At 44.1% G+C, this 13,996-nt stretch carries 13 protein-coding genes; 5 read left to right on the top strand and 8 right to left on the bottom strand.

Annotated features, from left to right (window positions below; genetic code table 11):
• Window positions 1–80: 80 nt before the first annotated feature.
• The 4 genes from rpmE to VXQ92_RS01280 form a co-directional block, all read right to left on the bottom strand.
• Entirely contained in the window at window positions 81–305 is a 225-nt protein-coding gene (gene rpmE / locus VXQ92_RS01295) for a 50S ribosomal protein L31 (RefSeq protein WP_081406336.1), read from the bottom strand.
• A gap of 195 nt (window positions 306–500) precedes the next feature.
• Window positions 501–1,493 carry a bile acid:sodium symporter family protein gene (locus VXQ92_RS01290; RefSeq protein ID WP_416679996.1) on the bottom strand — a complete coding sequence of 331 codons (993 nt, stop codon included), beginning with the start codon at window positions 1,491–1,493 and terminating at the stop codon, window positions 501–503.
• 142 nt (window positions 1,494–1,635) lie between these two features.
• Window positions 1,636–2,037: a lactoylglutathione lyase gene (gene gloA / locus VXQ92_RS01285; RefSeq protein WP_064095466.1), complete on the bottom strand. Its 402-nt coding sequence runs from the start codon at window positions 2,035–2,037 to the stop codon at window positions 1,636–1,638.
• A gap of 1 nt (window position 2,038) precedes the next feature.
• A complete protein-coding gene (locus VXQ92_RS01280; protein ID WP_416679994.1) occupies window positions 2,039–4,207 on the bottom strand; it encodes an AmpG family muropeptide MFS transporter in 2,169 nt (722 codons plus the stop codon).
• Between the two features lie 198 nt (window positions 4,208–4,405).
• Between VXQ92_RS01280 and VXQ92_RS01275 the strand changes: the two genes are divergently transcribed.
• Window positions 4,406–7,060 carry a Lon protease family protein gene (locus tag VXQ92_RS01275; RefSeq protein WP_064095468.1) on the top strand — a complete coding sequence of 885 codons (2,655 nt, stop codon included), beginning with the start codon at window positions 4,406–4,408 and terminating at the stop codon, window positions 7,058–7,060.
• An 89-nt stretch (window positions 7,061–7,149) separates the two neighbouring features.
• On the opposite strand, the gene grxD is transcribed toward VXQ92_RS01275, so the two are convergent.
• Window positions 7,150–7,491 carry a Grx4 family monothiol glutaredoxin gene (gene grxD, locus VXQ92_RS01270; protein ID WP_064095469.1) on the bottom strand — a complete coding sequence of 114 codons (342 nt, stop codon included), beginning with the start codon at window positions 7,489–7,491 and terminating at the stop codon, window positions 7,150–7,152.
• Window positions 7,492–7,651: 160 nt separating this feature from the next.
• On the opposite strand from grxD, the gene VXQ92_RS01265 reads away from it, so the two are divergent.
• Window positions 7,652–8,863, top strand: coding sequence for an aspartate aminotransferase family protein (locus VXQ92_RS01265; RefSeq protein ID WP_416679992.1), 1,212 nt, complete (start codon window positions 7,652–7,654; stop codon window positions 8,861–8,863).
• 58 nt (window positions 8,864–8,921) lie between these two features.
• Here VXQ92_RS01265 and VXQ92_RS01260 read toward each other — a convergent pair whose 3' ends face one another.
• The 3 genes from VXQ92_RS01260 to surE all read right to left on the bottom strand — a co-directional run bounded on the left by VXQ92_RS01260 (window position 8,922) and on the right by surE (window position 11,656).
• Entirely contained in the window at window positions 8,922–9,851 is a 930-nt protein-coding gene (locus VXQ92_RS01260; RefSeq protein WP_416679990.1) for a LysR family transcriptional regulator, read from the bottom strand.
• A gap of 91 nt (window positions 9,852–9,942) precedes the next feature.
• Window positions 9,943–10,773: a peptidoglycan DD-metalloendopeptidase family protein gene (locus VXQ92_RS01255; RefSeq protein ID WP_416679989.1), complete on the bottom strand. Its 831-nt coding sequence runs from the start codon at window positions 10,771–10,773 to the stop codon at window positions 9,943–9,945.
• A 94-nt stretch (window positions 10,774–10,867) separates the two neighbouring features.
• Window positions 10,868–11,656, bottom strand: a complete 789-nt coding sequence (gene surE / locus VXQ92_RS01250) for a 5'/3'-nucleotidase SurE (protein WP_416679987.1) — start codon at window positions 11,654–11,656, stop codon at window positions 10,868–10,870.
• A gap of 112 nt (window positions 11,657–11,768) precedes the next feature.
• On the opposite strand from surE, the gene VXQ92_RS01245 reads away from it, so the two are divergent.
• The 3 genes from VXQ92_RS01245 to dacC all read left to right on the top strand — a co-directional run bounded on the left by VXQ92_RS01245 (window position 11,769) and on the right by dacC (window position 13,960).
• Window positions 11,769–12,140 (top strand): MCR_0457 family protein, encoded by a 372-nt coding sequence (locus VXQ92_RS01245; protein ID WP_064095474.1) that lies wholly within the window; start codon window positions 11,769–11,771, stop codon window positions 12,138–12,140.
• Between the two features lie 162 nt (window positions 12,141–12,302).
• Window positions 12,303–12,677, top strand: coding sequence for an MCR_0457 family protein (locus VXQ92_RS01240; RefSeq protein WP_064095475.1), 375 nt, complete (start codon window positions 12,303–12,305; stop codon window positions 12,675–12,677).
• 134 nt (window positions 12,678–12,811) lie between these two features.
• A complete protein-coding gene (gene dacC, locus VXQ92_RS01235; protein WP_144724496.1) occupies window positions 12,812–13,960 on the top strand; it encodes a D-alanyl-D-alanine carboxypeptidase PBP5/6 in 1,149 nt (382 codons plus the stop codon).
• Window positions 13,961–13,996: the final 36 nt, after the last annotated feature.

The following is a 13,996-nucleotide window of genomic DNA, read 5'->3' as shown; positions in this document are numbered from 1 at the left end:
ATTCAGAAAATGAGCTTATAGTTTTCTGAATTTCAGGCACAAAAAAACGGGCTTGAAGCCCGTTTTTTTCATTTTGGGTATTAACGTTTAACAGAACGTGACATACCAGCAAAACGTTGTTTGAACTTGTCGATACGACCGCCAGTGTCAACATTCTTTTGCTTACCAGTATAGAATGGGTGGCAAGCTGAACATACGTCTAGATAAAGAGTTTCTTTACCAAGAGCTGAACGAGTTTCGATTACGTTACCACATGAACAAGTAGCAACTAAAGTATCATATTTTGGGTGAATATCGGCGCGCATCGTCGATTACTCCATTAGGTTCAAGAAGGTTTAGCTGTCATCGCTATTGATCACTCTCAACTGAGGAAGCAGGAACAATGTTCATGCAGATCAACACCACAACAGACCATTCTTTTGGCCCACCGAGACGGATACCGTCAGAGCTAAGCACAACAAGTGGGCATTATTATACGTGAAACGAATGCAATATGCGAATTATTCTTCTGCTTCTGCTGCTAATTCTGATTCATCCTCTTTGGCCCACAGATTAGCAATAATTCCGCACACCATTAGCTGAATCTGATGGAAAATCATGATCGGCAAAACAATCATACCTAATGGCTGACCAATAAATAAAATTTGCGCCATCGGCACGCCACTGGCCAGGGTTTTTTTAGAACCACAAAAGAATGCCGTTTTCTGATCAGCGCGGCTAAAGCCCAGCCAGCGCGGAATATAAAGTGATAACAGCATTACAATGGTAAGCAATACCGAGCAGGCCAGTAATAGCAATAACAGGGTACCCAGACTAACCTCATTCCAGAGTCCGGCCACTACAGCACTGCTGAAAGCCCCATAAACCACCAAAAGAATCGAGCCTTGATCGAAAATCTTGACGATTTGTGGCACTTTCATCATGTAAGGATAAATCCAGGGACGCAACACCTGCCCAAGAACAAACGGCACCAGTAGTAGCAATGTAATCTGGATAATCGAGGTGGTCGGGTCAAAATCATGTTCAGATTGACCAAGAATAAAAAATGCCACCAGGACCGGAGTAATAAACATTCCAATAAGATTGGAAAAAGAGGCACTACACACAGCCCCGGCAACGTTACCATGTGCCACTGAGGTAAAGGCGATAGAAGACTGCACCGTAGAGGGCAAGAAACACATAAACAGGAAGCCCCAATACAGCTCCTGCCCGAGCATCGGCAATAAAATTGGCTTGGCCAAAAGTCCTAAGATTGGAAACATGACGAAAGTCAGTGCAAACACTAAAGTATGTAATCTCCAGTGCATAATGCCTTCTACAACTGCCTCGCGAGATAATTTGGCACCATGCAAAAAAAACAGGATGGCAATGGCTCCCGTTGTTACCCAGCCAAAGACTCCAGCCGCCTGCCCTGAAACGGGCAATACACTGGCCAGCAAGACCATCACAAATAACAGTATCGTAAAACGATCCAATGCCAAGAATTTAAGCATATCCCTTTAATCCCTCAAATTTTAGATTTTATTGTTTGATATAAAAATGCCCGGCTATCTTAACAGATGCCGGGCTGATACTACGCATTCAGCTTGATGTAATATATTCATCTATACATGAATATATTTCACTACACCACGCTTAGTTGTTACGTGCATCCTGATCCTGCTGGATCAGCTCGATTTTATAACCGTCTGGATCTTCTACAAATGCAATCACAGTCACGCCACCTTTCATCGGACCGGCTTCACGCACGACGTTACCGCCACGCGCTTTAATTTCTTCACATGCCTTGTAAGCATCATCAACTGCTATCGCAATATGACCATAGCCATTGCCCAGCTCATAATGGTCTGTATCCCAGTTATGCGTCAGCTCTAGCACGGTATGATTTTCTTCATCGCCATAACCGACAAAAGCCAGGGTAAAACGACCTTCTTCGTAATCACGCTTACGAAGCAGAGTCATGCCAAGTACTTCAGTATAGAACTTGAGAGACTGTTCTAAATTGCCTACACGTAACATGGTATGCAGCATGCGCATATTAATCATCCTTTTGTACAGATTGTTGTTGGTGTTCACCGAGCAATTTTGCAACCCAGACTACCAGAATCAGAATGGGGATCCCGATTAGAGTAGTCATTAGGAAGAAGTTCGGATAACCGATATGGGTGACTATAGTACCCGAATATCCGCCTAAAATCTTAGGCGTCAGGGTCATGAGAGAGCTAAAAATCGCATATTGAACGGCGGTAAATGAGACACTGGTCAAGCTCGATAAGAACGCAATAAATGCAGCACCTGCAAGCCCGGCGGCCAGGTTATCGACAATAATGGCAAAATAAAGCCACTTGTCGCTATAAGGTTTAATTACCTTACCACTGACCTCGACTGTATCTGAACTGTTGTTATCTACCAATGCTAAAGGTTGGATATCAATATCCAGATTCGGGGTATGGGTCAACTGTTCATTGACCTGATAAACATGGGTTGTTTGTTGCAGTGCCTGACCATCTTGCATCAAGACTGCACTGATAATATGTGCGGGTGACTGGATCAGTTGCTGTGCTGGAATCGCGGCAGTAAATATGCCCTCACTTTCCAGTTTCGCATCAATATTCTGGTCGTTAATCTGCAACACGATCTTTTGATTTTCTGGCAGTGCTTTACCGACATACTGGCCACGCACCACAATGGTCTTGTCCTGTTCAGCAGCTGTAAGCGTATTATCACTCGTAATCGGCAGGATCTGTAACTGGGTGCTGCCCGGTTTTTCAGTTAAATACGGCATACTGACTTGTACCGGGGCCTGATCAGTAACATCTCCATCCAGATAAGCAGCCGATACTTGTAACTGCTTGCTTTGCGCCAGCACGGCACTCGGTAGCTCCAGCTTCCAGTAACCAACTTCATCTGTATCTGCCTGATAAACCTGATTAGCCACCCTAACTTCAACAGCGGCCAGTTGTTCACCTGACTTGACCAGCCCAATAAAAATGAGATTGGTCAAACAGGCCAGTAGAGCACCGACAAACATCAGTTTCATGATATTCATTTTCTGGGCCAACAACCCACCCAGAAATCCACCGATCAAAGAGAAAATAACGCCATAAACTTTGACCGCCTCAGCGATTTGCTCTTTACTGAAATTCAGGTCCTGATAAAAGACATTGGAAATCACCCCGGCAATAATATCGGAAACCCGATAAAAACCAATCAGCAATAACAGCACCAAAGCCAACTTCAAACCATACCGTTTAAAGAAATCGGCAACCGGATCAACCCAGGTTTCATAGGCCATCTGCTTGTTGACTGCACCCATTTTTACCAGGCTGGTGCCAACGGCAAAGGCTACTGCACCCGAGCCAATAAAACGTAAAGCTTCAAAACAGAACAAGACAAAGGTATCTTGAATGGCAAACTGTTCCGTGACGCTGGCCACCAGATTGCCCGAATAGACATAGCTCAGTACAAAACTGATGACCGCAACAAAAAACACTGCGACCAGACGAAAATAGTCACTGCGTACATAGTGCTTGCGTACCCGGTTAACCTGTGGTTCCCGGATGGACAGTGTGGTGACAATACCCACCATCATGACCGCAGCCATCGCCATATAGGTCCATTTCCAGGCATCATAAATATAGTTGCCTTTCGCTGTACCCAGATAGGCAGCCAAAAATAATGCCCCGGCACCCGCAACAATCATCCCGATCCGGTAACCGGCATTATAGGTGGCGGCTAGCACAGTCTGCATCTGGGTTTCTGCCAGCTCGATCCGGTAAGCATCAATCACAATATCCTGCGTTGCTGCGGAAAAGCCGAGCAACACTGCCCCCAGTGCCATTTGCTGTAAATGGGTCGTTCCTAGCGCAGGATCAGAAAATGCCATAATCAGAATAGCACAGACAATCAGAATCTGGGCGATCAGCAACCAGGCACGACGGCGTCCCAGGGCCTTGGTCAAAAAGGGCACTGGCAGTTCATCAATGAGCGGAGCCCAGACAAATTTAAAAGAATAGCCCAATGCCGCCCAGCTAAAGAAAGTTACAGCACTTTTGCTGATTCCGGCCTCACCTAACCATAAAGACAGACTGGAAAAAATCAGAAGAATCGGCACACCAGCCGAAAATCCCAAGAACAGCATAATCAAGGCACGTCGATCTAAAAATGCTGTAAATGCGGATTTCCAACCCGTCGTTTGTGTTGTCATTGCTTTATTATTTTCCGCAGAAAAACCAATTGCTGCTATTCAATCCTGTAATAGCGTATCTTTCAACAAGATTTATATATTTATCACATTTCCGGTTTTTTATTTTCTGGGAAAAGCGACATGTTGGCTTGAATTTTTCAAGTAAATCTGTATACCTTAACTCTCATCAACGTAATATTTCGTTTTGGATTTTCAACAGTGACCCAGAGACTCGATCAAATTAATTCTTCTATCGCCAGCAACAATACGACAACACCAGAAAATATCCGCTCAGATTTACTCATCTCGGCATTTGAACAAAGTGAAATTCAAAACACCCTTGAACATACCCGCTTAAAATCAATACAACTGACACATATTCCTAATCTAGAAAAAATTCCTGCGTCTACCAAACGGATCAAGCCCCTGAATAATTTTCTGGGCCAAGATCGGGCACGTGCTTCAGTCGAGGCCGGGATTGCCCTGCCTTATTCCGGTTATAACATTTTTGCCGTCGGTACAGCAGGTCTTGGTAAACGCACCATGGTGAAACGTTTGCTACAGCAGCATGCCAAAACCATGGATACTCCTAATGACTGGGTCTATGTCAATAACTTTCAAAACCAGCGTCAGCCGCTTGCACTGGAACTACCCCCTGGGCAGGCACCAAAATTTCAGGCGATGTTAAATCAAAGCTGGCAAACCATCCTGAAACAGCTTGAGCGCCGTTTTACTGCTGAAAGCTATCACAACCGCATTGAAATGATTCGCCAGGAAACCGGGGATGAACAACAACAGGCACTGATTGAACTCACCAAAGAAGGTGCAGAACTGGATCTGAAGCTGATCTCGCGACACGATGAGCACTGTTTTGTACCTGTGCATTTGATCGATGACAAATTGCAGGAAATGTCTCAGGAAGATCTAAACGCATTAAGCAACAAAGATCGTGCCGAACTCGCTTCCAACATGCGCTATATGGATAAAAAGCTGGAACGTCTAGGGCTACATCTGGGTGATCTGGAAGATGATGCACGCGATCGCGTACAGGTGCTAAATCGTGATATTGCCAAGCAGGTGGTTCTGCCGCGAGTAGAACAGATTCTGGCAAAATTCAAACATGTGGAAGGTCTGGAAAATTACCTGAAATATTATGCTGAAGATATTATTAACAATGTCGAAATTGTGCTGGAACAGGAAGAAGACGATTTCACTCCGGCACTGTTCAGTCGCGTTCCGGCACGTTATCAGGCCAATGTGATTATCACACACAAGCCGAACAGTGGTGCGCCGGTGATCTTTGAAGATTTTCCAACCCATTACAACTTGCTGGGTCATGTAGAACAGCTGACCCAAAATGGCACGATCACGACTGACTTTACCCTGATTCGTCCAGGCAGTTTGCATAAGGCCAATGGCGGCTTCCTGATGCTGGAAGCAGAACAACTACTGGAACAACCTTATGCATGGCAAGGTTTGAAACGCGCGCTTAAATCCGGGCATTTAAAACTGTCTTCACTTGAGCATATGATCACGCTGACCGGCAGTATTTCGATCGAACCTGCATCGATTCCTTTAAACATCAAGGTGATCTTGCTGGCGGAGCCTGAAATTTATTATGAAATTTTAGAGCTTGAACCTGAACTGGGCAGCATCTTTAAAATCCGCGCTGACTTTACCGATACATTACAACGTAATGACGACAACGAGCAGGCCTATATGCAACTGATTGCCGACTATGTGCAATCCGATAAATTACTGCCTTTTGACCGGTCTGCTCTGGCCGCATTGCTTACCGATTCCAGCCGTCAAGCTGAAGATCAAAGTTCATTGTCATTACATGCCCTGACACTGGGTGATCTGATCCGTGAAGCACATCATCATGCTTTCAAGGCAGGTGACAAGATGGTTTCAGAAAAACACATCAATACCGCACTGGATCACCGCAAATATCGTCTCGGCTATTTACGTGAACTATACTGGCAGGATCTGACCCGTGGTACCCAACTGATTGAAACCCGTGGCCATCGTCTGGGACAGATTAATGCCCTGTCGGTGATTCATTATGCTGATGTTGAATTTGGTCTGCCTTCACGTCTGACGGCTTCGGTTTATCAGGGTGGCGGTGATATTCTGGATATCGAACGCAGTGTAGAACTCGGTGGATCTCTGCATGCCAAAGGTGTGTTACTGATGGCGTCTTTCCTGAAAGCACATTTCGGTCGTGAACAGACCTTGCACTTCTCTGCCGCATTGGCCTTCGAGCAAAGTTATGGTCAGGTTGATGGTGACAGTGCCACAGTGGCAGAACTTTCAGCTCTACTTTCGGCCATCAGCCAGTTACCAATTGATCAGTCCTGGGCCATTACCGGGTCTATGAACCAACTAGGTCAAGTACAGCCAGTAGGTGGCGTGAATGCCAAAATTGAAGGTTTCTTCGATGCCTGCAAGTTACAGGGCCTGACCGGTAAACAAGGTGTAATTATTCCGCGACAAAATATGCAGCATCTGATGCTGCGTAAAGATGTCACCCTTGCCGTGGAAGAAGGTCAGTTCCATATTCATGCAATTGATACCATTGATCAGGCATTAGAAATCCTGATGGCTCGACCAGTGGGTACGCTGGATAAAAAAGGACGTTATAGCAAAAATTCAATCTATGCCGCAGTGATGGCACAGCTGGATTATTGGCAAGCGATTGAAGATGGTGCCGAACTGGTTGAAGTACCAAAGAAAAAGAAAAAAAAGAAGAAGAAAAAGCAAAAAGATAAAGCACCTGTACAAGAGGTCCAGGCCGATTCAGAGGTCCTCGCTGCTACCTTGGCCGCTGAATCAAAAGAACTTGAAAAGACTAAGGAACAGCCAGAAGACTGATTCTGTTCTGCTTGCATTTCTCACTCATAAAAAAAGCGCTTCTGATATGAAGCGCTTTTTTTATTTCTTGGACTTAATTTAAATCTAAATTAAGCTTCAGGTGCCGGGCTGTACTGTTCAACTAAAGGTTTTAATTCACCTTTCTGGAACATGTCGAGCATGATATCACTACCACCGATCAATTCACCATTGATCCAAAGCTGTGGAAACGTCGGCCAGTTGGCGATTTGCGGTAACATCGCACGAATGTCCGGATTTTCCAGAATGTTTACATAAGCAAACGGACGACCAATCTGACTGAGTGCTTCTACTGCACGAGCAGAAAAACCACATTGTGGAAATTGCGGTGTGCCTTTCATGTAAAGAAGTACTGCATGTTTTGCAATTTGGTCACGAATTAACGCTTCGGTATCGCGTGCTTGTTCAGTCATTGATAAATCCTCAACTCATCTGTCTCGCATTATACCCAAATCCAAGCAAAACAGTATGTCTAAAGCAATATTTCCAATTTTATTTACAATTGCCCTTTAAATCTGAGCGAGTTTTTGCTTATATAAGTTTTTCTTTCCACCTAACAGTTAAGAGTTAGTCATGAATAATATTACCCTCGCACCGGTACAACCTGATCAACCGTCTCACTTGATGCCCGTTTTTGGCCGTCAACCGATCAGCTTTGTCCGAGGACGGGGTGCATATCTTTATACTGAAGATGGTACAGAGTATTTTGATGCCTTAACCGGAATTGCAGTATGTGGTTTAGGTCATGCGCATCCTGTGCTTGCCGAAGCGATTGCCGACCAGGCAGCGACCCTGATTCATACCAGTAACCTGTTTGAAGTGCCTTGGCAAACCGCCGCTGCACAAAAACTGGCTGAAGTAGCGGGTATGGAAGAAATATTTTTCTCGAACAGCGGTGCAGAATCCAATGAAGGTGCAATCAAGATTGCGCGTAAATTTGGTCATATGCAAGGTATCGCTTCTCCAAAAATTATTGTAGCGGATCGTTCTTTCCATGGCCGTACACTAGCCACCCTGTCTGCTACAGGTAATAAAAAAGTTCAGGATGGCTTTGGTCCGCTAGTTGAAGGTTTTATTCGTGTACCTTTTGGTGATATCGAAGCGATTGAAGAAGCTGCAATCAACCATCCGGATATCGTAGCCATTTTGATTGAACCGATTCAGGGCGAAGGCGGTGTTAATACCGCACCTCAAGGTTTCAGCTATCTGGAAGAGATTCGTCACATCTGTAACCAGCACAACTGGCTAATGATGCTGGACGAAGTTCAAACCGGTAATGGTCGTACCGGTAAATACTTTGCTTATCAGCATACCAATATTGTTCCGGATGTACTGACCACTGCTAAAGGCTTAGGTAACGGTTTCCCGATTGGTGCAGTCATGACCCAAGGTCGTGGTGTTGGTGTACTAACTGCAGGAAATCACGGTTCAACTTATAGCGGTACAGCACTGGGTTCGCGTGTGGTCTATACCATTATCGACATCATGCAAAAAGAAAATATCGTGGCCAATGCTGCTGAAAAAGGTGCCTATATTGTTGAGCAATTGCGTAGCCAGCTTGCAGATCACCAAGTAACTGTGCGCGGTTTTGGTCTGATGATCGGGATTGAATTGCCTAAAGACTGTGGAGACCTGGTTGATATTGCACGCGATGAATACAAGATGATTATCAATGTCACCGCAGGCAATGTCGTGCGCCTGTTGCCTACCCTGAACATTACCCAAGAACAGGCGGATCAGCTGATTGAACGTCTGGTTACGATGATTAAAGCTTATTTGGCTTAATACACCAGCCTGAAATTAAAAAAGCCGCTTTAAAGCGGCTTTTTTATTATTCTGCATTCTATGAGGCATTTTGTAACATACGTCCACCAGAAATCTGGCCAAAATATTGTTTCAAGGTTTCAAGGCAACGAAGAATTTTTGTAGGTTGTTGTTCACGTTTTGGCATGACTGCATAAAGGGTAATCTGGGGAAGTCTCCATTCAGGCAAAACTTCAACCAAGGTACCATTCAGCAAGTTTTTCTTAGCATCAAGATATAAAATTTTAGCAATACCATTCCCCTGCAAACACATTGCTTTTGCGACCAGACCATTATTGGTACTGAAACGGGATTTCAATTCAAACTCTGCTTTTTCCGCGGTATTGACATGCTGAAAATGGAAATACTGGTGGTTTCTGATATGCGTTAAAGGCATCACGTCATGATTTTGCAGATCCTCAGGTCGTGAAATAATCGTACTCTGATTAATATAACTTGGTGCAGCCACCAGAATCTGCTCAATCTGCATCAATGGCACAACCTCAAGGTTATGCTCATCGATTTTTTGTTCGAATCTCAGGGCGATATCAATACGTCCTTCTAACAAATCAACCTCATGATTGTTTGTTTCCAGATGTACTGCTAGGCCACGATGTGCGGATATCCAGTGAGAAAGTGCAGGAATCACATGATTCGCACACAGTTCTGGTAAAGATACAATGCGCAGTTCACCCACAAGATCATCACGTAACTCATTGATCCGGACTTTACCACGTTCAGCAGCAGATAACATTTCTTGACAGCTATGAAAAAAAGCTTGTCCCGCTTCGGTCAGACTTAATTTTCTCGTCGAACGATTTAAAAGTATGACTTCCATATCTTGTTCTAATGAGCGAATCTGTTGACTAACGGCGCTGGTCGTAATTCCTAATTCACGGGCAGCACCGCTAAACGAGTTTTTCTCCACAACACAAGCAAAGACACCCATTGCTCGAAGCTGATCTAACATAAATTTCCCTCTAAACTTATGAGGCGCTCCATCATTTGATAAAAGCAACTTATTGTATTATACGGTGAAATTTTCAGTTTGCATTATTTTTTTAATTGTTTGGCAGCACTGTAGCTGGATTAATAGGTTTGCCGTCTAAGCGCACCTGAAACTCAAGCATGTTCCGGGTGGTCCCTGTCGATCCCATTTCTGCAATTTTTTGACCTGCAGTTACATTTTGACCGCTTTTCACATTCATTTTACTATTATGTGCATAAGCTGTGATATAGCCATTGACATGCTTGATCAAAACCAGATTACCATACTCTTTCAGGCCGTCTGCAGCATAAACCACCTGCCCGTCTGCTGCTGCAAATACCGGATCACCGACATTGCCAGCATAGCGAATGCCCTTGATATTAGACGCCAGATTATACGGTTGTAGAATCGCCCCATTAGACGGTTTTACCCAACGCAGGCCTGCTGCGGTAGATACAGGTGTTACCGGCGCAGCTGTACTGACACGTGGTGTCGTCTGTACTGTCGTTGCGGGCGCGACTGGTGCTGGTGCAGGCACTGCAATTGTTTGGCGCTGGATTGGCGCTGCCTGTGTCACTGCCTGTGTACTAGTACTACGGTGTGCAGTATTATTTTTCAGACGAATCGACTGTCCCACATAAATCCGGTAAGGTGCACTGATGTCATTCATCTCGGCAACACTGATATAGTTCAACCCATAACGTGCTGCAATACCACTCAATGTATCTCCTGAACGCACCGTATAGAAATCAGGAGCCGTTGCATAGCGTGTCGCATTATTCACCTGAGGTTTGGTGGCACAACCGGTAATTATTCCTGTAGAAATAACAACAGTCGATAAAACCAGGGTTTTAATCAGGGCGGCAGGTGAAGCTACGACACATTTCGGTAACACCAAGAACATTATCTTCCTCTCTAATGCTATACGGTTGCAAAATTTCGTTAAGATTAGCAAAGTTTTACGGCAATATACTTGTAATCGCGAGTTTTTCACAAAGTTATAACACTAGGGATGCATTTTCTGCTAATTGTGTTTGCAAATTCCGCAAACTCTCATAATTGGTGGCATCCATCTGGATGGGGGTAATACTGACATAGCCATTGGCTACTGCAGAGAAGTCTGAATCAATCTCGCTATATCCTGGTTTAGGTTCTGCGACTGCTTCTCCGGAGAGTCCAATCCAGTACACTTGGCGACCGCGCGGATCCACATGATTCGTCACCAGTTTAGACTGACGGCGACGACTTTGATAAGTGACCTTTTCACCCTGTAATTCAGCCACATCTGGAATATTGATATTGAAAATATGACGCTCAGGCAGAACAGGCAAACCGCGAGCAATAAAATCATGTACCCATTCGGCAGCCAGCTGATAATCCTGTGCATATTGATAGCTGCGTACATTCGGCCCACTCAATGATACGGCAATTGCAGGGTTTTTACTTAAACGGCCTTCAAAAGCTGCACCGACCGTACCAGAGTACAATACATCATCGCCCAGATTCGCACCGCTATTAATTCCACTGACCACCAGGTCAAACTCAAAATCAAACAGGCCGTTCATTGCCAGGTAGACACAATCTGCCGGTGTGCCATTGACAGCCCAGACATCTGGGGAAATCTGGATGGGGCGTAGAGGGCGATCCAGAGTTAAAGCACTGGAAAATCCGCTGCGTTCACTTTCGGGTGCCACAATAACTACCCGCCCCAGAGGTTTTAAAGCTTTTGCCAAAGCCTGAATACCGGGTGCCAATACACCGTCATCATTTGAAACTAAAATATTCACTGAAAAAATCTCGTTACTTTAAAAAATGACTAGTTAGGACAATTCATTGTATTAGTACAGGAATTATATATATTTATGGCTCGACATCCATCTTTATAATATGTGGCTCAAGATGATTAAAAAATTCCCTTTATTTGGTGCTTTAACTTTAAGCCTGACAGTATTCATTTCCCCTTCTGTCCTAGCGACCGATCTGACTGTTGAAGAAAACGATACCATCGTCAAAGAAGATATTGCCGCAGCACAGGTCATGACCGAAGTTTGCCCGGCCGTGATTGGTCAAAATGCAAAATTGGACAGTACGATTCAACAATTGATCCAGTCTTATCTTGCAGAATATTCAGATAAAGGCATGAGCTATACCAAGTTGCAGGCTGACAGCGAATATAAATCCTTGCTTGAAGAAGCGCGTCAGGGTGCCAAACAAACTGCAAAGGACGAGCAAAAAACAGTATGTGAAGAGGTCTTGGACTACCAAGGCTAAGTAATTTACTTTTGAAAAATAAGATGATGTCCACATCATCTTATTTTGCTTACAGATTTCTTCACATTTCTACAGCTTCGCTACATTTCCCTACTTTTCAATTGCAAAAATAAGTTTAAGCTAGGCAAATTATTGTTCTAAATCTTTTTTTTGAGTTTTTTAATGAAAAGTCCATTATTTCAGGCTTTGGCCTTCTGTACAGTTTCCGCAGCAACTTTTTTCGGAACTTCCGCCTTCGCAGCCGATGAAAATATTAATGTTACTCCAACCCAGAAAGTGACCAAAGAGGAACTGGCTGCAATTTATGTTCTTTCAGAAATCTGCCCAAGCGTGGTTAAAGACAAGTCACAATTCAATCAAGGCTATAATAAGCTGGTGACAGAATATATGCCGGGTCAAAGCAATCCGGTGGAACGCTTAAATCAGATGGCAAAACAGAAAGATTTCCGCAATATTCTGGCTGAAGCACAAGCGGATGCCAAAAAAGCTGGGAAACAAAAAAATCAGGTGATTTGTGACGAATTAACCACATATTAAAATTAAGCGATATTTGTGCCGATTACTTACAATACTTTTGAAATTAGACTGGGTTTCCCATAGAAGTCAGCCTAGCTTTGTCCTAAAATGCTAGGCTCTTCGTGCTTACATCAAGATATTGGAACCCACTAGAAATGACCCAAAAAACTGCCCTTGCTGCATTATTATTAATTCCTAGTTTCAGCTTTGCAGCAACTGTCTTATCTGCACCACCAGAATTGAATAATAAATCTTATGTGCTGATGGACTTCGAAACAGGGCAAATTCTCGCATCTAAAAATGAAAATGAAAAATTAGCCCCTGCTTCCATGACCAAGATGATGACCAGTTACATCATCGAGCAGAAACTATTGAGCGGTGAGCTGACTGAAGACGAACAGGTCCGTATGAATGAATCTGCATGGTGCCGCGGTAGCAGTGCGGAATCATGTATGTATGTACCTTTAAACGGTACGGCAACTGCACTGGAAATGCTGCGCGGAATTATTATCCAGTCTGGTAACGATGCCTCTAAAGCAATGGCCGAACATATTGCAGGGAACGAGGGTACCTTTGCACATATGATGAATCAGGAAGCCAAACGTATTGGCATGACCAATACCAGCTTTATCAATTCAACCGGTATGCCTGCTGAAGGACATTATTCGACTGCCAAAGATATGGCCACATTGGCACAGCACATCATCAAAGACAGTTCAAAGTATTATCCGATTTATGCGGAAAAAGAATTTACTTTTAATGGGATTAAGCAAGGTAATCGTAATGCCCTGCTATATACTGACCCAAGTGTAGATGGTTTAAAAACCGGTCATACCAATGAAGCTGGTTATTGTTTGACAACTTCTTCAAAACGTGGCCCTACCCGATTAATTTCAGTAATTTTTGGTGCACCAACTATGCAGGAACGTGCGACTCAGACACGTGAGCTGCTTGCCTGGGGTTATGCCAACTTCGAAACCAAAAATGTTCAGCCTGCCAAACAGGTACTCGCCAAAGCCAAAGTCTGGTTCGGCAAGGAAGATGAAGTCCAGATTGGCCTGGCTGAAAACTTTAATGTGACCATGCCAAAAGGTCAGGCCAACGCAATTAAAACCCAACTGGTGGTACAGCCTAAACTGACTGCACCTTTACAGCCAGGTCAGGTAGTAGGTAAATATGTAGCCACTCTAGATGGCAAAGTAATTGCTGAAAAACCACTGGTTGCACTACAGGCAGTTGAAGAAGCAGGCTTCTTTGCACGTATGCTGGATCATATCAAGCAATTCTTTAGCAACCTGTTCTAAGTATTAATTTATACATACTGTTTCAGACTAAAGCCA

Source organism: Acinetobacter sp. 228, from assembly GCF_048147885.1.
The sequence above is the reverse complement of the archived record's forward strand: the minus strand, read 5'-3'. Positions and strand labels throughout refer to the sequence as shown.

Coding starts and splice junctions, on each gene's coding strand:
- dacC (WP_144724496.1), top strand. CDS start 12,812: ATGACCCAAAAAACTGCCCTTGCTGCATTATTATTAATTCCTAGTTTC.
- VXQ92_RS01290 (WP_416679996.1), bottom strand. CDS start 1,493: ATGCTTAAATTCTTGGCATTGGATCGTTTTACGATACTGTTATTTGTG.
- grxD (WP_064095469.1), bottom strand. CDS start 7,491: ATGACTGAACAAGCACGCGATACCGAAGCGTTAATTCGTGACCAAATT.
- gloA (WP_064095466.1), bottom strand. CDS start 2,037: ATGCGCATGCTGCATACCATGTTACGTGTAGGCAATTTAGAACAGTCT.
- VXQ92_RS01245 (WP_064095474.1), top strand. CDS start 11,769: ATGATTAAAAAATTCCCTTTATTTGGTGCTTTAACTTTAAGCCTGACA.
- VXQ92_RS01260 (WP_416679990.1), bottom strand. CDS start 9,851: ATGTTAGATCAGCTTCGAGCAATGGGTGTCTTTGCTTGTGTTGTGGAG.
- VXQ92_RS01255 (WP_416679989.1), bottom strand. CDS start 10,773: ATGTTCTTGGTGTTACCGAAATGTGTCGTAGCTTCACCTGCCGCCCTG.
- rpmE (WP_081406336.1), bottom strand. CDS start 305: ATGCGCGCCGATATTCACCCAAAATATGATACTTTAGTTGCTACTTGT.
- VXQ92_RS01240 (WP_064095475.1), top strand. CDS start 12,303: ATGAAAAGTCCATTATTTCAGGCTTTGGCCTTCTGTACAGTTTCCGCA.
- VXQ92_RS01280 (WP_416679994.1), bottom strand. CDS start 4,207: ATGACAACACAAACGACGGGTTGGAAATCCGCATTTACAGCATTTTTA.
- VXQ92_RS01265 (WP_416679992.1), top strand. CDS start 7,652: ATGAATAATATTACCCTCGCACCGGTACAACCTGATCAACCGTCTCAC.